We start from the raw sequence: 19,682 nt of genomic DNA, 5'->3' as shown, positions 1-19,682 counted from the left end.
TACTCTGTTGGGCAGCGCCGGTGGGGGCCGGTGCTGTTTCAGGGGTCGAGACCCGTCGGGTACGGCGCCGGCAGAGGGGTAGTCAACGCACGGCGGCGGCCGGGCGATCGGCGGGCCCGCCTCCGGCGCCGTACCGCGCCGGTCCGTTCCTCGACACATGGGGGTGTCCGTGGCACGTATCCGGGTCCTGGTGGTGGACGACCACCGCATCTTCGCCGAGTCGCTGGCCGCGGCCCTCGCGGCGGAGCCCGACGTCGACGTCGCCGCCGCGGGAAGCGGCCCGGCGGCGCTGCGCTGCCTGGACCGCGGGGTCGCGGAGGGGCGCAGGTTCGACGTGCTCCTCGTCGACGCCGAACTCGGCGCGGGGCCCTCCGGTGCGGCGGCGGCCGGCCGGGCACCGGACGACCCCGAGGCCGCGGTCGACGGGATCTCCCTGGTCGCGGGCGTGCGCCGGGTCCAGCCCGCCGTCCGTACCGTCGTCCTCGCGGAGAAGGACGACCCGCACCGGGCCGCGCTCGCGCTCCAGGCCGGGGCCTCGGGCTGGGTCGCCAAGGACTGTTCGCTCCAGCGGCTGCTCGCCGTGGTCCGCGGGGTGCTGCGGGACGAGACGCATCTGCCGCCCGCGCTGCTCACGGGGGTCCTGCGGGAGCTGACGGCGGCCCGCAAGCACCGGACGGACAGCGAGCGCCTGGTGGAGTCGCTGACCCCGCGCGAGGCGGAGGTGCTGCGCTGCATGGTCGCGGGGCTTGGCCGCAAGGCGGTCGCCGAGCGGCTCTTCCTCTCCCCGCACACCGTCCGTACGCACATGCAGAACGTGCTGGGGAAGCTGGGCGTGCACTCGACCCTGGCGGCGGTGGCGCTGGCCCGCCGGGCGGGCGTCGGGCCGGCCGAGCCGGCTCCCGCGCTAGCCGGGGACGTTGTCGAACGGGGCGGTCAGCCGGCGTAGCAGTGCGGCCAGGTCGCCGCGCTGGGCGCGGGAGAGCTGGGCGAGGATGGCGCGCTCCTGGGCGAGGAGGCCGGCGAGGGCCTCGTCGGCCCGGTCGCGGCCCTCGGGGGTGAGCCGGACGAGGACCCCGCGTCGATCGCTGGGGTCGGGCAGCCGCTCGACCAGGCCCTTCTTGGTGAGCCGGTCGATGCGGTTGGTCATGGTGCCGGAGGTCACGAGGGTCTGGGTGAGGAGCTGGCCGGGGGAGAGCTGGTAGGGCGCGCCGGCCCGGCGGAGCGAGGTGAGGACGTCGAACTCCCAGGGCTCCAACTGGTGCTCGGAGAAGGCGAGCCGACGGGCGCGGTCGAGGTGCCGGGCGAGCCGTGAGACGCGGCTGAGCACCTCGAGCGGTTCCACGTCGAGGTCGGGGCGCTCACGGCGCCATGCAGCGACCAGCCGGTCGACCTCGTCCTCCATGACGATCAGTGTAGAGGGTCTGTTGACATAAAGTCTCTTGTGTTCGAGTTTCTCGATATCAAGTATCTTGAAGTCAAGATATATTTCCCTGGACTACGGGGAAGGGACCCGGCCGGAACTCCGTTCCGCTTCGGCAACACGTGCCAGCAAGGGGGCTTCGAACATGCATTCCGTGGAATCCGCCGCACCAACCTGGGATCCGCAGCAGTACCTCCGTCACTCCGGCCACCGCACCCGGCCGTTCCTCGACCTGCTCGCCCGAATACCGCACCTGCCGGCCCAGGACCGGCCCGCCCGCATCGCCGACCTCGGCTGCGGCCCCGGCAACGTGACGGCCCTCCTCGCCGACCGGTGGGCCGACGCGCACATCACCGGCTTCGACCTCTCGCCGGAGATGCTGGAGCGCGCCGAGAAGGACTGGGCGGGCACCACCCGCGGCGGCGGCTGGCTCGACTTCCGGCCCGCGGACGCCGCCCACTGGACCCCCGCCGAGCCCTACGACCTGATCGTGTCCAACGCGGCCCTCCAGTGGGTCCCCAACCACCCCGAGTCCCTCGCCTCCTGGGTCGACGGACTCCACCCCGGCGGCACCCTCGCCTTCCAGGTCCCGGGCAACTTCACCTCGCCCAGCCACGCCCTCCTCGGCGAGCTCTGCGACACCCCCGAGTGGCGCGAGCGCCTCGGCGGCCAGGGCCGTCGCTTCGTCCACATACTCGACCCGTCCGAGTACCTCACCCGGCTGACCGACCTCGGCTGCGAGACGGACGTCTGGGAGACCACGTACAGCCAGCTCCTCCACGGCGAGGACCCCGTCCTCGACTGGGTCAAGGGCACCGCGCTGCGACCCGTCCTCACCACCCTCGGCGACGACCAGGAGGCGATCGACGCCTTCCTCGACCAGTACCGCGCCCTCCTGAGCGAGGCCTACCCGCCGGGTCCGCACGGCACGGTCTTCCCCTTCCGGCGCATCTTCGCGGTCGCGCGCAAGCGGGGATGAGCCAGGGGGACGCGCACGGCACGTGAGGCACGCGACGCACGGGCGCCCCGCACCGGAACTCCGGTGCGGGGCGCCCGCGTTCACCGTCTACCTGCTGGTTCAGTACATGGCGTTGTACGTCTGGAAGCCGGTGCCGATCCGGACGCGCGGCTTGAAGGTGCCGTCTCCGACGCCCAGGTAGCGCCACAGCTCGCCCGCCCCGTTCACCGCGAGCAGGTCGGCCTTGCCGTCGCTGTTCAGGTCACCCGGTGCCACGATCCGGGCGTACGTCCAACCGGTGCCGACCAGCGTCCGCGCCCCGAACGGCGCGTCGGCCTTGCCGGTGCCCCGGTACAGGAACAGCCTGCCGGAGCCGTCCCGCGCGATCACGTCCGGACGGCCGTCGCCCGAGTAGTCGCCCGCGCCGACGATCGCGTTGTAGCCGGCCCAGCCGGTGCCGACCTTGATCCGGCCGTAGAGGCCCGCGGCTTCGCCGTTGCCCCGGTACAGGTAGAGGTTGCCGGCGCCGTCCCGGGCCAGCAGGTCGCCCTTGCCGTCGCCGTTCAGGTCACCGACGCCGGCGATCTTGTCGTAGATCTGCCAGCCGGTGCCGAGGATGGTGTCGTCGTTGCCGTACAGGTAGCCCTGGACCAGCTTCAGGAAGTCGGCGTCGGTGTCCTGCCCGAGGGACGAGGCGAACGACAGGGAGTAGCCGTTCCAGCCGTCGCCCCCCTGGTTCCGCTTGCCGAGGAGGCCGTTGTTGTCGGCGTAGTAGACGAAGAGCGTGCCGGCCTTGTCCCGCGCCAGGACCGCGTTCTTGCCGGAGCCGGCGATCGCGCCCGAGCCGCTGAACTGGTCGACCTGCCGTGACCCGCGGTCGTAGCCGGCCTGCGCGCGCGGTCCGAGGCGGCCGTCGCCCAGGCCCAGGTAGCGCCAGAGGTTGCCGTCCTTGTCGCGGGCGAGCAGGTCGGCCTTGCCGTCGCCGTTCTGGTCGTCGACGGGCACGAGCTGGTTGTAGGTGTCCCAGCCGGTGCCGACGGACCTGCGGGTCTTGAACGGGGCCGCCTTGTCGCCGCTGCTGCCGTAGAAGAACAGCTGCCCGCTCAGCGTCCGGGCGAGGACGTCGCCGAGACCGTCGCCGTCGTTGTCGCCGAGACCCACGACCTGGTCGTACAGGTTCCAGCCGGTACCCACCTTCGCGCGCGGCCCGAACGGCGCCGTCAGCGAACCGGTGCCCAGGTACAGGTACAGCTCGCCGTTGTGCTGGCGGCCCATGAGGTCCGCCTTGCCGTCGCCGTTCACGTCGCCGGGCGAGAAGACCTTGTTGTAGATCGTCCAGCCGTTGCCCGTCCACCGGTGCTGGCCGTACGTCGCCGTGGCGTCGGAGAAGAGCTCCAGCTGGCCGTACTTCGAGACGGTCAGCACCTCGGGGGCGCCGTTGCCGTTCAGATCGCCGATCGGGACGATGTCGTGCTTCAGGACGCCGGAGCCCCCGGAGCCCAGCCACGGATCGGTCGGGGACACGGCCTGGGACAGCACCGCGTACAGCTGGCCGGTCCACTCGCGGTTGAGCAGGTCCGAACGACCGTCGCCGTCCACGTCGAACCGCGGCGCGATGACTGCGTCGGCCTGGGCCGTACCGGCCTTGGCCGTGCCGGACAGCGCCGACCAGTCGAGCTTCAGGGCCGTGTGGTCGCGCTGCGGCAGCTGCGCGGCCGGACGTGGCGCGGGCTCGGCCACCGCCGGAGACGCCAGCAGCATGCCGGCGGACAGGGCGAGCGCGGTGCAGGTCGAGACGCGACGCGCGCGCCCGGAGAATGCGGAACGCAAAAGATCCCCCCCTGGGGAACGAGAACAGGGCCCGTGGCAGGGGTCCGCGGCGCGTCCGTACGGCAGTCGGCACGTACGGAGGGCGGACACCCCCCTCGGATGTGGACCGGAGTGTACTCCTGTTCGAGTATGGGGAAGCCACCGCTTTTTCCCGACCGCGTCAGGTCCCCGTGCCCCCGGCCCCCGCCCGGCCCGTCAGCTCCTGCGGTGCCCGATCAGCCGCGGCTTCTGCTCCATGCCGTCCAGCCCGTGCCACGCCAGGTTCACCAGATGCGCGGCCACCTCGGCCTTCGCCGGCTTGCGCACGTCCAGCCACCACTGGCCGGTCAGCGCCACCATGCCCACCAGCGCCTGCGCGTACAGCGGCGCGAGCTTCGGGTCGAAGCCCCGGGCCTTGAACTCCAGGCCCAGGATGTCCTCCACCTGCGTGGCGATGTCGCTGATCAGCGACGCGAACGTGCCCGTCGACTGCGCCACCGGGGAGTCCCGCACGAGGATCCGGAAACCGTCCGTGTAGTTCTCGATGTAGTCGAGGAGCGCGAACGCCGCCTGCTCCAGGAGCTCCCGCGGATGCCCGGCCGTCAGCGCGCCCGTCACCCCGTCGAGGAGCTGCCGCATCTCCCGGTCGACGACGACCGCGTACAGCCCCTCCTTGCCGCCGAAGTGCTCGTACACCACCGGCTTGGACACCCCGGCCTTCGCCGCGATCTCCTCCACCGACGTGCCCTCGAAGCCCTTCTCCGCGAAGAGCGTGCGACCGATGTCGAGCAGCTGCTCCCGGCGCTGGGCGCCCGTCATCCGCACCCGGCGACCGCGCCGGGGCTTCTGCTCTCCGCCGCTGCCGCCGGTACCGCTGGTACTGCCCTCGATCGCCACGCCTTCCATCATGCCGCGTCTGCGGACGCGCCCTGGCGGCGGGCTTCGATGCGGGACTTCGCCGGCCAGCGCACGTCGGTCGCCCAGCCGAGCTGCTCGAACCAGCGGATCAGCCGCGCGCTGGAGTCGATCTGGCCGCGCAGCACCCCGTGCCGGGCCGACGTCGGGTCCGCGTGGTGCAGGTTGTGCCAGGACTCGCCGCAGGACAGCACCGCGAGCCACCACACGTTGCCCGAGCGGTCACGCGACTTGAACGGACGCTTGCCCACCGCGTGGCAGATCGAGTTGATCGACCACGTCACGTGGTGCAGCAGCGACACCCGCACCAGGGAACCCCAGAAGAACGCCGTGAAGGCGCCCCACCACGACCACGTCACCAGACCGCCCACCAGCGGCGGGATCGCCAGCGACACCACCGTCCACAGCACGAACTGGCGGGAGATCGCCCGGATCGCCGGGTCCTTGATCAGGTCGGGCGCGTACTTGTGCTGCGGAGTCCGCTCCTCGTCGAACATCCAGCCGATGTGCGCCCACCACAGGCCCTTCATCAGCGCCGGCACCGTCTCGCCGAACCGCCACGGCGAATGCGGGTCGCCCTCGGCGTCCGAGAACTTGTGGTGCTTGCGGTGGTCGGCCACCCAGCGCACCAGAGGCCCCTCCACCGCCAGCGACCCCATGATCGCCAGCGCGATCCGCAGCGGCCGCTTCGCCTTGAACGCGCCGTGCGTGAAGTAGCGGTGGAAACCGATCGTGATGCCGTGGCAGCCGACGAAGTACATGACGACCATCAGGCCCAGATCCAGCCAGCTCACCCCCCAGCCCCACGCCAGCGGCACCGCCGCGAGGAGTGCCACGAACGGCACCGTGATGAAGAGCAGCAGCGCGAGCTGCTCCGTCGAACCCTTGCGGTCGCCTCCGAGCGTGGCGTAGGGCAGGGCCGTGGTGCCGTCGGACGTCTCGGGCGCCGAGGTCACCTCGGGGCTCATGGTCATGGATGTCCCCTGGGGGTGAGGGTGAGAGTGGGGGGAATGTGCGAGAAAGTACGGAAAGACACGGCCGAGGCTACGGCTCCGTAACCTACGGCGTCGTAAGTATGGCAGCGCCGGGGCGCGCGGCAAGAGGGCACAACAGGCCCCTGCCCGCCGTCCACGGGTTGGACACCTATCCTGGGTGCGTCGGACAGCGCGGTCCGCAAGCCTCCAGAACCCTCCAGACGTGCTGAAACACTGCAAGGAGCCGCACCTGTGAGCAGTGCCGACCAGACCCCCACCGCCAGCACCGAGCTGCGCGCCGACATCCGCCGACTGGGCGACCTCCTCGGCGAGACCCTCGTCCGCCAGGAGGGCCACGAGCTCCTCGACCTCGTCGAGAAGGTCCGCCGCCTCACCCGGGAGGACGGCGAGGCCGCGGCCGAGCTGCTCCAGGGCGTCGAGCTGGAGACCGCAGCCAAGCTGGTGCGCGCCTTCTCCACCTACTTCCACCTGGCGAACGTCACCGAGCAGGTCCACCGCGGCCGCGAGATGCGCGAGAAGCGCGCCGCCGAGGGCAGCCTCCTCGCCCGCACCGTCGACATGCTCAAGGACGGCGACCCCGAGCACGTACGCGCGACGGTCAGGAACCTCAACGTCCGGCCCGTCTTCACCGCGCACCCCACCGAGGCCGCCCGCCGCTCCGTCCTCAACAAGCTGCGCCGGATCGCCGCCCTCCTGGAGACCCCGGTCATCGAGGCCGACCGGCGCCGCCACGACCTGCGGCTCGCCGAGAACATCGACCTCATCTGGCAGACCGACGAACTCCGGGTCGTCCGCCCCGAGCCCGCCGACGAGGCCCGCAACGCCATCTACTACCTCGACGAGCTGCACGCCAACGCCGTCGGCGACGTCCTGGAGGACCTCGCCGCCGAGCTGGAGCGCGTCGGCGTCGAACTCCCCGCCGGCACCCGCCCGCTGACCTTCGGCACCTGGATCGGCGGCGACCGCGACGGCAACCCCAACGTCACCCCGCAGGTGACCTGGGACGTCCTGATCCTCCAGCACGAGCACGGCATCACCGACGCCCTCGAACTCGTCGACTACCTGCGCGGACTGCTCTCCAACTCCATCCGCTACGCCGGAGCCACCCAGGAACTCCTGGACTCCCTCCAGCGCGACCTGGAGCTCCTCCCGGAGATCAGCCCCCGCTACAAGCGCCTCAACGCCGAGGAGCCCTACCGGCTCAAGGCCACCTGCATCCGGCAGAAGCTCGTCAACACCCGCGAGCGCCTCGCCACCGGCACCCCGCACCAGGACGGCCGCGACTACCTCGGCACCGCCGAGCTCCTGCGCGACCTCACCCTCATCCAGACCTCGCTGCGCGAGCACCGCGGCGGCCTCTTCGCCGACGGCCGGATGGACCGCACCATCCGCACCCTCTCCGCCTTCGGCCTCCAGCTCGCCACCATGGACGTCCGCGAGCACGCCGACGCCCACCACCACGCCCTCGGGCAGCTCTTCGACCGCCTCGGCGAGGAGTCCTGGCGGTACGCCGACATGCCCCGCGACTACCGGCAGAAGCTCCTCGCCAAGGAGCTCCGCTCGCGCCGCCCGCTCGCCCCCACCCCGGCGCCGCTGGACGCCGCCGGCGAGAAGACGCTCGGCGTCTTCCACACCATCAAGGAGGCCTTCGAGCGCTTCGGCCCGGAGGTCATCGAGTCCTACATCATCTCGATGTGCCAGGGCGCCGACGACGTCTTCGCCGCCGCCGTCCTCGCCCGCGAGGCCGGCCTGATCGACCTGCACGGCGGCTGGGCCAAGATCGGCATCGTGCCGCTCCTGGAGACCACCGACGAGCTCAAGGCCGCCGACGTCATCCTCGACGGGATGCTCGCCGACCCCTCCTACCGGCGCCTCGTCTCGCTCCGCGGTGACGTCCAGGAGGTCATGCTCGGCTACTCGGACTCCTCCAAGTTCGGCGGCATCACCACCTCCCAGTGGGAGATCCACCGCGCCCAGCGCAGGCTCCGCGACGTCGCCCACCGCTACGGCGTCCGCCTCCGCCTCTTCCACGGCCGCGGCGGCACCGTCGGCCGCGGCGGCGGCCCCTCGCACGACGCGATCCTCGCCCAGCCCTGGGGCACCCTGGAGGGCGAGATCAAGGTGACCGAGCAGGGCGAGGTCATCTCCGACAAGTACCTGATCCCGTCCCTGGCGCGGGAGAACCTGGAACTGACGGTCGCCGCCACGCTCCAGGCCTCCGCCCTGCACACCTCGCCGCGCCAGTCCGACGAGTCCCTCGCCCGCTGGGACGCGGCCATGGACACCGTCTCGGAAGCCGCCCACACCGCGTACCGCAGGCTCGTCGAGGACCCGGACCTCCCCTCGTACTTCTTCGCGGCCACCCCGGTCGACCAGCTGGCCGACCTCCACCTGGGCTCCCGTCCCTCGCGCCGCCCCGACTCGGGTGCCGGACTCGACGGACTGCGGGCCATCCCGTGGGTGTTCGGCTGGACCCAGTCCCGGCAGATCGTCCCCGGCTGGTTCGGCGTCGGCTCCGGCCTCAAGGCCCTGCGCGAGGCCGGCCTCGACCCGGTCCTCGGCGAGATGTACGAACGCTGGCACTTCTTCCGCAACTTCCTCGCCAACGTCGAGATGACGCTCGCGAAGACGGACCTGCGGATCGCCCGCCACTACGTCGACACCCTGGTCCCCGACGACCTCAAGCACGTCTTCGACACCATCGAGGCCGAGCACGCGCTGACCGTCGCCGAGGTCCTGAAGATCACCGGCGGCGAGCAGCTCCTCGACTCCAACCCGGTCCTCCAGCAGACGTTCGCCATCCGCGACGCCTACCTCGACCCGATCTCGTACCTCCAGGTCGCCCTCCTCGCCCGCCAGCGCGCGGACGCCGAGCGCGGCGAGGACCCGGACCCGCTCCTCGCGCGGGCCCTCCTCCTCACGGTCAACGGCGTCGCCGCGGGCCTCCGCAACACCGGCTGACCCGTACCCCGTTCATGACTGTGCCCCCGCCGGACATCCGACGGGGGCACAGGCGTATGCCGCTACGGCGCTGTTACTGCTGCGCCTTGCGACGACGGGTCACCAGGACCGCACCGGCGGCCGCGAGGGCCAGCGCCGCGGCGGCCAGCATCCCCACGGGGGCGCTGGAACCGGTCTCGGCGAGGTCGCCCTCACCCTTGGTGTCCGAGCCGCCGGTCTGACCGGCCGACGTGGACGCCGACGGGGACTCGGAGCCACCCGGCGTCGTCTCGCCCGGCGTCGGGCTCTCGGTGCCGGGGGCGGTGGTCTCCGTGCCCGGAGTCGTGGTCTCCGTGCCCGGGGTGGTGGTCTCCGTGCCGGGAGTCGTGGTCTCCGTGCCCGGAGTGGTGGTCTCCGTGCCCGGGGTGGTGGTCTCGGTGACCGGGGTGGCGGGGCAGGTGTGGGAGAGCGGGAACTTGTTGCCCTTGCCCGGGAGCGGGCCACCCGTGATCGTCGCCTCGACGTTCGTCAGCTCGGCACCCGGCGCGGAGGCCACGTACGCGTGCTTGCCCGCCGGGTTGCCGAACTTGCTGAAGTCGGTGATGGTCTGCGTGCCACCCGGCACGAAGGTCACCTTCAGCTCCACGAAGTCGGCGGTGCCGCCGGGGAGGACGAAGTGCCAGCCGTCCTGGTTGGCCGGGACACCGAGGCACTCGGCCTCGGTGTTCTCGAAGTCCGCCGCCTTCAGCGGCAGCTCCTGGCGCAGGGTCGGGTGGTTGGCGCCGTCGGAGGCGAGGGCCGCAGGGGCGAGGACCAGGGACCCCGCTACGGCCGCGACGAGCGCGCCAGAGGATATGAGGGTACGTCGCATGTGCAGTCGTCCATCTGTGGGATGAGGATGCCGTGGGAGGTGGCTGAGGCAGCCTATCCATCCCCTTAAGCCGTCCTTAACCCAGAGCTCCATAACGATTGCGCCAGGAACCCGGCGCAATCCGGTCAGAGTGCGAGGAAAGCCGCGACGAGCAGTGCTCCGCCGGCCCCCGCGACCGACCACGCCGTGCGCGGCAGCCGCAGACCGCCGCCGATGAGCGGCGCCGCGAGGAGGAGTGCGCCGCCGAGCGGGAGCCAGGCGTGCAACCCGCCGCCCCAGCCGGTGCGTACGCCCTCGTCCGTGCCGGGCTTCACGACGACGGGGATCGTGGTGCCCTTCTCCGCCGCGACCGAGCGCGCGATCGTCAGCGTCCGGCGCGTCGACGACGGGTCCTCAGGTGTGTAGGCGCCGCTGCAGGTTTCCTCCGTGCAGCCGGTCACCGTCAGCGTCCCGTGCTCGCGGCCCTTGGCGAGCAGGACGTGCTGGGCCGAGTTCCAGGAGGTCCACGCGCCCGCGACGACGAGGAGGAGGGCGACGAGGGCCATGGCGGCGTTACGGACGTGCGTCATGACCCGCGATCGTACAGTCGTACGTTCCGACCGCCGGAGGGCTACGAGTTGTACGCGGACTGGGCCCGCTCCAGGCCCTCCGCGACCAGGCACTCGACGGAGTCGGCCGCGCGGTCGACGAACCAGTCGAGTTCCTTGCGTTCCGTGGAGGAGAAGTCCTTGAGGACGAAGTCGGCGACCTGCATGCGGCCCGGCGGGCGGCCGATGCCGCAGCGGACGCGGTGGTACTCGGCGGTCATGGCCTTCGTCATGGACTTGAGGCCGTTGTGGCCGTTGTCGCCGCCGCCGAGCTTCAGGCGCAGCGTGGCGTAGTCGATGTCCAGTTCGTCGTGGACGGCGACGACGTGCGCCGTCGGCACCTTGTAGAAGTCCCGCAGCGCCGTCACGGGGCCGCCGGAGAGGTTCATGTACGACATCGGCTTCGCGAGGATCACACGGCGGTTCTCGGGGCCGGGAGGGCCCATCCGGCCCTCGACGACCTGCGCCTGGGCCTTCTGCGCGCGCTTGAAGGAACCGCGCATCCGCTCGGCGAGCAGGTCGACGACCATGAAGCCGATGTTGTGGCGGTTGGCCGCGTACTCGGGCCCGGGGTTGCCGAGGCCGACGATCAGCCAGGGGGCGTTGGCGTCGTCCGTCATGTGCGTCAGGTCTCCTCGTATCCGTCCACGCGCGTGCGTGCTTCCGTGCAAGAGAAACGGGGTGACGGGCCGCACGGCCCGTCACCCCGTCACGTCAGGCAGAGCCTACGGCTCAGGCCTCGGCGCCCTCGGTGGCCACGGCCTCGGCGGCCGGCTCCTCGGCCTGCGCGGACAGGACCTGGAGGACGACGGCCTCGGGGTCGGTCGCCAGGGTCGAGCCCTTCGGCAGGGTGATGTCGCCGGCGAGGACGGAGGCACCGGCCTCCAGGCCCTCCACGGAGACCGTGACGGCCTCGGGGAGGTGGGTGGCCTCGGCCTCGACGGACAGGGTGGAGAGCACGTGCTCCAGCAGGTTGCCACCGGCGGCCAGCTCGCCCTCGGCCTGGACCGGGATCTCGACCGTGACCTTCTCGCCGCGCTTGACGAGCAGCAGGTCGACGTGGATCAGGAAGCCCTTGATGGCGTCACGCTGGACGGCCTTCGGGATCGCCAGCTCGGTCTTGCCGTCGATGTCCAGGGAGAGCAGGACGTTCGGCGTGCGGAGCGCCAGACCCAGGTCGTGGGCCGGGAGGGTCACGTGCGCCGGCTCGGAGCCGTGGCCGTAGACGACGGCGGGGACCTGGGCGTTGCGGCGGATCGAGCGGGCGGCGCCCTTGCCGAACTCGGTGCGGACGGCAGCGGCGAGCTTGACCTCGGACATGGTGCACTCCTCGTAGAAAGGTGACGAAAGAAAGGTCACCCGGCCACGACTGGCGATGGCCTGCTACGAAGAGCGCGTCGATAACGGACCGCCGTGACCCCATGGGGGTACGGCCTCCCTCGCCGAGCAACTACGGCAGTCTACCGGCCCCCGGCCCCACCGCCCAATCGATCACCGCGGGAGACGGCGGAGGGCCGCTCCCCCGGACGGGGAAGCGGCCCTCGACGTCACTCCGTGGCTCAGTGCTCCTCGAAGAGGCTCGTCACCGAACCGTCCTCGAACACCTCGCGCACCGCGCGCGCGATCGTCGGCGCGATCGAGAGCACCGTGATCTTGTCGAGCTCCAGGGCGCCCGGCACCGGCAGCGTGTCCGTGAAGACGAACTCGCTGACCTTGGAGTTCTTGAGGCGGTCCGCGGCCGGGCCCGACAGGATGCCGTGCGTGGCCGTCACGATGACGTCCTCGGCGCCGTGCGCGAACAGGGCGTCCGCGGCGGCGCAGATGGTGCCGCCGGTGTCGACCATGTCGTCCACCAGGACGCAGACGCGGCCCTTCACGTCACCGACGACCTCGTGCACGGTGACCTGGTTGGCGACGTCCTTGTCACGGCGCTTGTGCACGATCGCCAGGGGGGCGTCGAGGCGGTCGCACCAGCGGTCGGCGACCCGCACGCGGCCCGCGTCCGGGGAGACGATCGTCAGCTTGTCGCGGTCGACCTTCGCGCCCACGTAGTCCGCGAGGACCGGGAGGGCGGACAGGTGGTCCACGGGGCCGTCGAAGAAGCCCTGGATCTGGTCGGTGTGCAGGTCGACCGTCAGGATGCGGTCGGCGCCCGACGTCTTCAGCAGGTCCGCCACCAGGCGCGCCGAGATCGGCTCGCGGCCGCGGTGCTTCTTGTCCTGACGGGCGTAGCCGTACGACGGGATGATCACGGTGATGCTCCGGGCCGAGGCCCGCTTGAGAGCATCGATCATGATCAGCTGCTCCATGATCCACTTGTTGATGGGAGCCGTGTGGCTCTGGATCAGGAAGCAGTCGGCGCCTCGCGCCGACTCCTGGAAGCGGACGTAGATCTCACCGTTGGCGAAGTCGAACGCCTTGGTGGGAACGAGACCGACGCCCAGCTGGTGCGCGACCTCCTCGGCCAGCTCGGGGTGGGCGCGGCCGGAGAAGAGCATGAGCTTCTTCTCGCCGGTCGTCTTGATCCCGGTCACAGCACTGTCTCCTCAGACGTGTTCTCTGGCCGCGATCCCGCGCCTGTCGAGCGCATGTGCGAACCAGCCGAATTTGTGTGCACGTATCACGGTACGCCGAGTTCGACGTACCCGTTTCCGGTCAGCTTTCGCCGGCGGAGTCCTCCGACGTGGCCTGAGCGGCCTGCGCGGCAGCGCTGCCGGGCCGCTTTCTGGCCACCCAACCCTCGATATTCCGCTGCTGGCCCCGGGCCACCGCCAGCGAACCGGCCGGCACGTCCTTCGTGATCACGGACCCGGCGGCGGTGTAGGCACCGTCCCCGATGGTGATGGGAGCCACAAACATGTTGTCCGAACCCGTACGGCAGTGGGAGCCGATCGTGGTGTGGTGCTTCGCCTCGCCGTCGTAGTTCACGAAGACGCTCGCCGCGCCGATGTTCGTGAACTCGCCGATCGTCGCGTCGCCCACGTACGACAGGTGGGGGACCTTCGTGCCCTCGCCGATCGTCGCGTTCTTCATCTCGACGTACGTGCCGGCCTTGGACTTCTTGCCGAGGTTCGTCCCCGGGCGCAGGTAGGCGAACGGGCCCACGGAGGCGGACTCGCCGATCACGGCCGAATAGGCGACCGTGTTGTCCACCCGGGCGCCCTTGCCGACCGTGGTGTCCGTCAGGCGCGTGTTCGGGCCGACCTCGGCGTCCTCGCCGATGTGCGTCGCGCCGAGCAGCTGCGTACCCGGCAGGATCACCGCGTCCGGCTCGAACGTCACCGTCACGTCCACGAGCACCGACGCCGGGTCGACCACGGTCACGCCGGCGAGCATCGCCCGCTCGACCAGCCGCTGGTTCAGGAGGGCGCGCGCCTCGGCGAGCTGCACCCGGTTGTTGATGCCGAGGATCTCGCGGTGGTCGCCCGCCACGGAGGCGCCGACCCGGTGGCCGGCCTCGCGCAGGATCGACAGGACGTCGGTGAGGTACTCCTCGCCCTGGCTGTTGTCCGTCCGCACCTGGCCGAGCGCCTCGGCGAGGAGCTTCCCGTCGAACGCGAACACGCCCGAGTTGATCTCCCGGATGGCGCGCTGCTCGTCCGACGCGTCCTTGTGCTCGACGATCTCGGTCACCGCGCCCGAGGCGTCGCGGACGATGCGCCCGTAGCCCGTGGAGTCGGGCACCTCGGCGGTCAGCACGGTCACGGCGTTGCCGTCGCCGGCGTGGGTGCCGGCCAGCGCCTTCAGCGTCTCGCCGGACAGCAGCGGGGTGTCGCCGCAGACGACGACCACGGTGCCGTCGGGCGCCTTGCCCAGCTCCTCCAGCGCCATCCGCACCGCGTGCCCGGTGCCGTTCTGCTCCTCCTGGACGGCGGTGCGGGTGCCCGCGTAGTGCTCCTCCAGGTGTCCCCTCACCTGCTCGCGGGCGTGGCCGACGACCACGACGAGGTGCTCGGGCTCCAGTTCCCGCGCGGCGGACACGACGTGCCCGACGAGGGACCGCCCGGCGATCTCGTGCAGGACCTTGGGAGTCTTCGACTTCATACGGGTGCCCTCACCCGCTGCGAGGACGACGACGGCTGCCGGGCGGTTGGCGCTCACGGGTATGCCCTTCGGCTTTGGGTGGTGGACCCACGAAGGATACCGGGGGGCAAGGGGGCGGACATGAGTGCGGGTCCTGACCGTGGTGGTCAGGACCCGCTCGCTCCGTGCTCCCCTGCCAGGACTCGAACCCGGACATAGGACTCCAAAGGTCCCAGTGCTGCCGATTACACCACAGGGGATGGTGTACGCCACCGAACGGACGATCTGTCGGTCCGTCCGCCCGGCGGCCTCCCACTATGCCGTACCAGGCCCCTCCGTCGCGACGGTACGGGCGGGAGCCCGCCTGCCCGGATGATCGGACGACCCGCCCGTAGGGTGGTGGCCATGACCACAACGGGGGCAGACCGGGACGCCGAGGGCGTCGGGAGTTGGTGGTGGTGGGGGAGAGGACGGAGCGTCGTCCTCGACGTCGGACTCGCGCTGGTATCGGCGCTGGAGTGCGCGATCGAGGGGGTGGGGTTCGCCGGGAAGGCGGGCCTGCCCGTGCCCGTGGGCGTGGTGTTCGGGCTGATCGTGGGGTCCGTGCTGCTGGTGCGGCGGCGCTGGCCCATCGCGGTCGTGCTCGTCTCGATCGCCGTGGCGCCCGCCGAGATGGGCTTCCTCATGGGGATCGTCGGGCTGTACTCGCTCGCCGCCTCCGAGGTGCCCCGCCGGATCACCGCCGTCTTGGCCGGGATGTCGACGCTGGCCGTGTTCGTCGTGACCGTGGTGCGGCTGCGGCAGGACGTGGCCCAGGTCGACGACGGCACCCAGGACTTCGACCCGAGTGGTTGGTACGTGCCGAGCGTGTCGCTCTTCATGACCCTCGGGCTCAACGCCCCGCCGGTGCTGTTCGGCCTGTACATAGGGGCGCGGCGCCGGCTCATGGAGAGCCTGCGGGAGCGGGCGGACAGCCTGGAGCAGGAGCTCTCGCTCCTCGCGGACCGTGCGGAGCAGCGGGCGCAGTGGGCGCGGCAGGAGGAGCGGACGCGGATCGCGCGGGAGATGCACGACGTCGTGGCGCACCGCGTGTCGCTCATGGTCGTGCACGCGGCGGCGCTGCAGGCGGTGGCGCTGAAGGACCCGCAGAAGGCGGTGCGGAACGCGGCCCTCGTGGGTGACATGGGGCGGCAGGCCCTCACCGAACTGCGGGAGATGCTGGGCGTGCTCCGGGAGGGGGCCGCCCCGGCGGCTCCCGCCGCGGTGCCGCTCGCCGCCGTGGGACGGGCCGCTGCCGCGGCCGCCGAGGCCGCCGCCGACGACGGGCCGTGCCTGGACGCCCTGGAGGCGCTCTGTGAGCAGTCCCGGCTCGCGGGCGCGGCCGTGGAGCTGGTGGTGATGGGCGAGGCGCGTTCGTACGCCCCCGAGGTGGAGCGGACGGCGTACCGGGTGGTGCAGGAGGCGCTGACCAACGTCCACAAGCACGCGGTGGGCGCCGCCGTCGTGGTGCGGCTGGCGCACCGGGACGGCGAGGTCGCCATGCAGGTCGAGAACGGCCCCTGTCCGTCGGACGCGGGCGATGCAGACGTACGGCTGCCCAGCGGCGGGAACGGCCTCGTCGGCATGCGGGAGCGCGTGCTCCGGCTCGGCGGCGTGTTCGTGTCGGGCACGACGGACGCCGGCGGGTTCCGGGTGTCGGCGGTCCTGCCGGTGGCCGTGGAGGAACCGGTCGCGTAGACCGGTGCGGGTGGCGCTGCCGGTGACGTGGCATCTGCCGGTTCCGGTTCCGGTTCCGGCGCCGCTTTTTTCGGCGCCGGGGTCTAGTGCGCCGTGAGGCGGGTCGGGTGGGCTCCGGTGACGAGGGTGGCGAGCGCCGCGTCGATGTCCTTGCCGAGGTACCAGTCGCCGGCGTGGTCGAGGCTGTAGACGCGGCCTTCGATGTCCATGGCGAGGACGGCCTGGTGTTCGCCCTCCTCGCCGAGCGGGGCGAGCTCGGTGTCGAGGGCGCGTCCGAGGTCGGCGAGGGTGCGGGACAGGTGGAGGCCGGCGAGCGGGTCGAAGCGGACCGTGGCGGGCGCTATCTGCCGGCCGTGGCCGGGCGCGGTGATCCGCAGCCCGCCGAACTCGGCCCAGGCCTCGACGGCGGCGGGGAAGACGCAGTGCCGGTGCCCGGCGGGGGAGACGTGGGCGCGCAGCGCGTCGGCCCATTCCTCGGCGAGCTTGATGTCCCAGCGGCCGGGCTGCCAGCCGGCCTCCCGGAGCGCGGCGTCGACGCTGACGGGGAAGCGGGTGGTGCTGAGGTGGTCGGACATGGGCACGGTCAGCCGTTCTCGACAGGCGTGGTGGGGTCGACGGCGCGGACGCCGAAGTGGGCGAGCATCGCCGTACAGGAACGGCAGGGCGCGGCGTAACTGCCGTGGAGCGGGTCGCCGTCCTCCCTGATGCGGCGGGCGGTGACCTTGGCCGCCTTCAGGGACCGGCGGGCCTCGCCGGGGGTGAGCGCCTTACGCTGGGCGCGCTTGGAGCGGGCGTTCTCGGTCGCGGTGAGGTGCCGGGAGAGCAGGATCGCCTCCGGACACCGGCCGGTGAAGCGTTCCCGCTGGCTGCTGGTCAGCGTGTCCAGGAAGTCCTGGACGAGGGCGTGCAGGACGGGCGGCCGGTCGCCGCGGCCCGCGGTGCACGTGAGGGTCTCACCGCGGACGGAGAGGGCGGCCCCCACGGTGGGGAGGATTCCGTCGCGGCGGTGACGCAGTAAGGGCGCGCGTGTGGCCTCGGCGCTGCTGCTCCAGTTGAGGCGTGGGTCACCCTGTGTGGGCGTCGTTGCTGCGTGCATGGTGCTGGTCTTCCCCTCCTGCAATCCCCCGAGTTGCGTGGACAGCCTGCCAAATAGGGAGCCATATGGGGAAGCTGGGGCGCCGAAACGCGCTTTCGGTGTGTCGGAATCATGGTGCGACTGTCATGGCGTCGTGACACTTGGTCACCGTCGGGCGGGGGCCGTTACGGCTCTTGTGGCAGCGCATAGGCTGTGCGGGATCAGTCGGTAGTAGCAGTCAGCGACGCCATGCAGGGGGCATCCGCCATGACGAGTCGGCTCGGGCACACCGCGCCACCGAACGCGGCCTACGCCGGGCAGGTCGTGCACTTCCCGGACCCGGTCCGTGCCTCCCGTCACCCCCGAGGGGTACGGGTCGACGAGCACGGCCACCCGGACTTCTCGCCGTACGCGCGCGCGGCGGCCGAGATCGCCGACCCGCCGGAGGGCTTCGGCGTCGACGAGCTGCGGCTCACGGACTACGTGTCGGCGAACGCGGCGATGGCCGCGACCGGCCACGAGCTGTGGGACACCATCCCGTCGGTCGCGACGCCGCACGGCTGGACCTGGCACCACGTGGCGCGCAGCCGCCGCATGGAGCTGGTGCCGGTCGAGGTGAAGGCGCTGCTGCGCCACCACGGCGGGGTGGCGACGGCCGCCGTCGACCACTCGAAGCGCGGCACGCGGCCGCTGCAGGAGACCCGGCCGGCGCACTTCGGGCTGCCGAAGGGCGTGGTGTCGGTGTCGGAGCAGCAGCTCCAGGGCGTCGAGGAGGATCTCGGCTACCGGCTGCCGGGGGCGTACCGCTCCTTCCTGAAGGCGGCCGGCGGGTGCGCCCCGGTGGGCGCGGCGCTCGACGCGGAGCTGGGGCTCCTCGTCGACCAGCCGTTCTTCACGGTGCGCGAGGAGGCGGGTGTCAACGACCTCGTCTACGTCAACAAGTGTCTGCGCGACCACCTGACGAAGGACTATCTGGGCGTCGCCTTCGTCCAGGGCGGTCTGATCGCGGTGAAGGTGCGCGGTCAGGCGGTCGGTTCGGTGTGGTTCTGCGCGTACGACGACGCGCGGGACTCCGGCGAGGTGGCGGCGGGCTGGTCCGTGGCGGAGCGCGTGGAGCGGCTGCTGCTGCCGTGCGGCGCGGACTTCGACGCGTTCCTCCAGCGGCTCGCGGGCAATCCGCCGGAGCTGGAGACGGTGGCGAACCTGATGGTGGACGGTGGCTTCGCGCGTGCCGTGCCCGTGGTCCCGGTAGGGGAGTGAGCTGGCTGTGGTGACGTTCGCGCAGGCGCAGGAGCGCGCCGAGGAGTGGATCAACGGCGAACTGCCGTCCTACCAGCACCGCGAGGTGCGGGTACGGGAGTTCGAGCTGGGCTTCGTCGTGTGGGCGGAGGACCGCGAGGGCGGCCCCACGTCCGACGGCGGCCGCCAGCGGCTCGTGATCGCCCGGGACAGCGGCGAGGCGACGCTGTGGCCCGGACTGCCGGTGGGCGAGGTGATCCGCCGGTACGAGGAGGAGTACGGCTCCGCCGACGACGTCCCGGCCCAGGCGGCCGTGCCCGCGGCCCGTATCGACCTCAACCAGACGTCGTTCCTGCTGAGCCCGCCCGAGTGGCTCCAGGACGCGGCCGACAAGATCGGCCTCCCCAACGGACCGAACGCCTCGCAGGAGACCGGCGGTTCGTCGACTCCTGCGGACGACTCGTCGGAGGCGGTGGGCGCGGCGGACGCGGTGCCTTCGGCTTCGGTGGCGCTGTCGGGGGTGGACGCGAGCGAGGGCGTCGGGATCGGCGTCGGTGCCGGTGTCGGTGCCTGCTCTGGAGGCGGCGCCGGGGAGTCCGGTCCCGCGTACGAGCCGACGGCGATGGACGGGGTGCCGGCTTCCGCGCCCGCGGCCCCTGCGGCTCCCGCGGCTTCCGCGCCCGCGGCCCCCGCGGCTTCCGTGCCGGTGGCCCCCGCGGCCCCCGCGGTGCAGGACGCGCCCGTCGCGCCGCCGGCTCCGCCCGCTCCCGCGCCCGTCCCCGCGCCCGCGCCCGTCCCCGCTCCGGCGCCGGTCGCCCCTCCGGCTTCGCCGTCGGGCAGTAGCCCGTGGGTGGACGCGAACGCCAGTTCCGGGGGTGCGGACGGGGCGGTGCCGTTGCCGGCGACCGTGTTCGCGCCGCCGTTGTCGGGCACGGACGACGAGGACACCCCGCCGCCCGCGGTGGGGGCCGACGCGCCGACCGCGCTGATGAAGGGCGGCAGCGCGCTGCCGCCGACCGCCGTGGCTCCCCGTCTCGACCCGGCCACGCCGCGGCCGGGCGCCGCTCCGGCGAACCCGCTCGCACCGCCGGCCGCGCCGGTGCCGGCGCAGGG

Annotated in this window: 17 protein-coding genes, 1 tRNA gene and 1 pseudogene; 6 read left to right on the top strand and 13 right to left on the bottom strand. The window is 72.0% G+C overall.

The window, feature by feature from the left end:
- The first annotated feature begins 157 nt into the window (after window positions 1-157).
- Complete coding sequence (locus MRBLMG1_RS23070) at window positions 158-946, top strand: LuxR C-terminal-related transcriptional regulator (protein ID WP_367826000.1); 789 nt, start codon at window positions 158-160, stop codon at window positions 944-946.
- On the opposite strand, the gene MRBLMG1_RS23065 is transcribed toward MRBLMG1_RS23070, so the two are convergent.
- Complete coding sequence (locus MRBLMG1_RS23065) at window positions 905-1,402, bottom strand: MarR family winged helix-turn-helix transcriptional regulator (protein ID WP_367825999.1); 498 nt, start codon at window positions 1,400-1,402, stop codon at window positions 905-907. The two genes, MRBLMG1_RS23070 and MRBLMG1_RS23065, sit on opposite strands and share 42 nt — an antisense overlap.
- A gap of 163 nt (window positions 1,403-1,565) precedes the next feature.
- Between MRBLMG1_RS23065 and MRBLMG1_RS23060 the strand changes: the two genes are divergently transcribed.
- Window positions 1,566-2,399, top strand: coding sequence for a trans-aconitate 2-methyltransferase (locus tag MRBLMG1_RS23060; protein WP_367825998.1), 834 nt, complete (start codon window positions 1,566-1,568; stop codon window positions 2,397-2,399).
- Window positions 2,400-2,498: 99 nt separating this feature from the next.
- Here the strand turns inward: MRBLMG1_RS23060 and MRBLMG1_RS23055 are convergent, their stop codons facing one another.
- From MRBLMG1_RS23055 to MRBLMG1_RS23045, 3 genes are all read right to left on the bottom strand, one after another.
- Window positions 2,499-4,208 carry an FG-GAP repeat domain-containing protein gene (locus MRBLMG1_RS23055; protein WP_367825997.1) on the bottom strand — a complete coding sequence of 570 codons (1,710 nt, stop codon included), beginning with the start codon at window positions 4,206-4,208 and terminating at the stop codon, window positions 2,499-2,501.
- Window positions 4,209-4,403: 195 nt separating this feature from the next.
- Window positions 4,404-5,096, bottom strand: coding sequence for a TetR family transcriptional regulator (locus tag MRBLMG1_RS23050; RefSeq protein ID WP_414721629.1), 693 nt, complete (start codon window positions 5,094-5,096; stop codon window positions 4,404-4,406).
- On the bottom strand, window positions 5,093-6,076 hold the full coding sequence (locus tag MRBLMG1_RS23045) for an acyl-CoA desaturase (RefSeq protein WP_367825996.1): 984 nt from the start codon (window positions 6,074-6,076) through the stop codon (window positions 5,093-5,095). Before MRBLMG1_RS23045 ends, MRBLMG1_RS23050 begins: the two co-directional genes overlap by 4 nt.
- Before the next feature lie 252 nt (window positions 6,077-6,328).
- Between MRBLMG1_RS23045 and ppc the strand changes: the two genes are divergently transcribed.
- A complete protein-coding gene (gene ppc / locus MRBLMG1_RS23040) occupies window positions 6,329-9,058 on the top strand; it encodes a phosphoenolpyruvate carboxylase (protein ID WP_367825995.1) in 2,730 nt (909 codons plus the stop codon).
- A 73-nt stretch (window positions 9,059-9,131) separates the two neighbouring features.
- Here ppc and MRBLMG1_RS23035 read toward each other — a convergent pair whose 3' ends face one another.
- The 7 genes from MRBLMG1_RS23035 to MRBLMG1_RS23005 form a co-directional block, all read right to left on the bottom strand.
- Complete coding sequence (locus MRBLMG1_RS23035; protein WP_367825994.1) at window positions 9,132-9,908, bottom strand: LPXTG cell wall anchor domain-containing protein; 777 nt, start codon at window positions 9,906-9,908, stop codon at window positions 9,132-9,134.
- Between the two features lie 125 nt (window positions 9,909-10,033).
- Window positions 10,034-10,477, bottom strand: a complete 444-nt coding sequence (locus tag MRBLMG1_RS23030) for a hypothetical protein (protein ID WP_367825993.1) — start codon at window positions 10,475-10,477, stop codon at window positions 10,034-10,036.
- A gap of 41 nt (window positions 10,478-10,518) precedes the next feature.
- Window positions 10,519-11,115 carry an aminoacyl-tRNA hydrolase gene (gene pth, locus MRBLMG1_RS23025; RefSeq protein WP_367825992.1) on the bottom strand — a complete coding sequence of 199 codons (597 nt, stop codon included), beginning with the start codon at window positions 11,113-11,115 and terminating at the stop codon, window positions 10,519-10,521.
- Window positions 11,116-11,227: 112 nt separating this feature from the next.
- Window positions 11,228-11,815: a 50S ribosomal protein L25/general stress protein Ctc gene (locus tag MRBLMG1_RS23020; RefSeq protein WP_367825991.1), complete on the bottom strand. Its 588-nt coding sequence runs from the start codon at window positions 11,813-11,815 to the stop codon at window positions 11,228-11,230.
- Window positions 11,816-12,054: 239 nt separating this feature from the next.
- Window positions 12,055-13,029 carry a ribose-phosphate diphosphokinase gene (locus MRBLMG1_RS23015; RefSeq protein ID WP_116160552.1) on the bottom strand — a complete coding sequence of 325 codons (975 nt, stop codon included), beginning with the start codon at window positions 13,027-13,029 and terminating at the stop codon, window positions 12,055-12,057.
- A gap of 121 nt (window positions 13,030-13,150) precedes the next feature.
- Window positions 13,151-14,596 carry a bifunctional UDP-N-acetylglucosamine diphosphorylase/glucosamine-1-phosphate N-acetyltransferase GlmU gene (glmU, locus tag MRBLMG1_RS23010; RefSeq protein WP_367825990.1) on the bottom strand — a complete coding sequence of 482 codons (1,446 nt, stop codon included), beginning with the start codon at window positions 14,594-14,596 and terminating at the stop codon, window positions 13,151-13,153.
- Window positions 14,597-14,706: 110 nt separating this feature from the next.
- Window positions 14,707-14,778 (bottom strand) — tRNA-Gln (locus tag MRBLMG1_RS23005).
- 145 nt (window positions 14,779-14,923) lie between these two features.
- On the opposite strand from MRBLMG1_RS23005, the gene MRBLMG1_RS23000 reads away from it, so the two are divergent.
- Window positions 14,924-16,255, top strand: a complete 1,332-nt coding sequence (locus MRBLMG1_RS23000) for a sensor histidine kinase (protein WP_367825989.1) — start codon at window positions 14,924-14,926, stop codon at window positions 16,253-16,255.
- A gap of 83 nt (window positions 16,256-16,338) precedes the next feature.
- Here MRBLMG1_RS23000 and MRBLMG1_RS22995 read toward each other — a convergent pair whose 3' ends face one another.
- Together MRBLMG1_RS22995 and MRBLMG1_RS22990 are read right to left on the bottom strand one after the other, a co-directional pair.
- Entirely contained in the window at window positions 16,339-16,830 is a 492-nt protein-coding gene (locus tag MRBLMG1_RS22995; RefSeq protein WP_367825988.1) for an SUKH-3 domain-containing protein, read from the bottom strand.
- An 8-nt stretch (window positions 16,831-16,838) separates the two neighbouring features.
- A complete protein-coding gene (locus MRBLMG1_RS22990; RefSeq protein WP_367825987.1) occupies window positions 16,839-17,351 on the bottom strand; it encodes a YwqJ-related putative deaminase in 513 nt (170 codons plus the stop codon).
- Between the two features lie 246 nt (window positions 17,352-17,597).
- Between MRBLMG1_RS22990 and MRBLMG1_RS22985 the strand changes: the two genes are divergently transcribed.
- Both MRBLMG1_RS22985 and MRBLMG1_RS22980 read left to right on the top strand, forming a co-directional pair.
- A complete protein-coding gene (locus MRBLMG1_RS22985) occupies window positions 17,598-18,590 on the top strand; it encodes an SMI1/KNR4 family protein (RefSeq protein ID WP_367825986.1) in 993 nt (330 codons plus the stop codon).
- Window positions 18,591-18,597: 7 nt separating this feature from the next.
- Window positions 18,598-19,682 (top strand): annotated as a pseudogene (locus MRBLMG1_RS22980) (hypothetical protein); the annotation flags it as partial.

This window comes from Streptomyces sp. LMG1-1-1.1, from assembly GCF_040815545.1.
In the GTDB taxonomy this organism is placed as follows: domain Bacteria; phylum Actinomycetota; class Actinomycetes; order Streptomycetales; family Streptomycetaceae; genus Streptomyces.
Note: the sequence above shows the minus strand (reverse complement) of the source record. Positions and strands in the feature narration are given on the sequence as shown.

Coding starts and splice junctions, on each gene's coding strand:
- MRBLMG1_RS23050 (WP_414721629.1), bottom strand. CDS start 5,096: ATGATGGAAGGCGTGGCGATCGAGGGCAGTACCAGCGGTACCGGCGGC.
- MRBLMG1_RS23020 (WP_367825991.1), bottom strand. CDS start 11,815: ATGTCCGAGGTCAAGCTCGCCGCTGCCGTCCGCACCGAGTTCGGCAAG.
- MRBLMG1_RS22995 (WP_367825988.1), bottom strand. CDS start 16,830: ATGTCCGACCACCTCAGCACCACCCGCTTCCCCGTCAGCGTCGACGCC.
- MRBLMG1_RS22990 (WP_367825987.1), bottom strand. CDS start 17,351: ATGCACGCAGCAACGACGCCCACACAGGGTGACCCACGCCTCAACTGG.
- MRBLMG1_RS23070 (WP_367826000.1), top strand. CDS start 158: ATGGGGGTGTCCGTGGCACGTATCCGGGTCCTGGTGGTGGACGACCAC.
- pth (WP_367825992.1), bottom strand. CDS start 11,115: ATGACGGACGACGCCAACGCCCCCTGGCTGATCGTCGGCCTCGGCAAC.
- MRBLMG1_RS23045 (WP_367825996.1), bottom strand. CDS start 6,076: ATGACCATGAGCCCCGAGGTGACCTCGGCGCCCGAGACGTCCGACGGC.
- MRBLMG1_RS22985 (WP_367825986.1), top strand. CDS start 17,598: ATGACGAGTCGGCTCGGGCACACCGCGCCACCGAACGCGGCCTACGCC.
- MRBLMG1_RS23030 (WP_367825993.1), bottom strand. CDS start 10,477: ATGACGCACGTCCGTAACGCCGCCATGGCCCTCGTCGCCCTCCTCCTC.
- MRBLMG1_RS23035 (WP_367825994.1), bottom strand. CDS start 9,908: ATGCGACGTACCCTCATATCCTCTGGCGCGCTCGTCGCGGCCGTAGCG.
- MRBLMG1_RS23065 (WP_367825999.1), bottom strand. CDS start 1,402: ATGGAGGACGAGGTCGACCGGCTGGTCGCTGCATGGCGCCGTGAGCGC.
- MRBLMG1_RS23060 (WP_367825998.1), top strand. CDS start 1,566: ATGCATTCCGTGGAATCCGCCGCACCAACCTGGGATCCGCAGCAGTAC.
- MRBLMG1_RS23000 (WP_367825989.1), top strand. CDS start 14,924: ATGACCACAACGGGGGCAGACCGGGACGCCGAGGGCGTCGGGAGTTGG.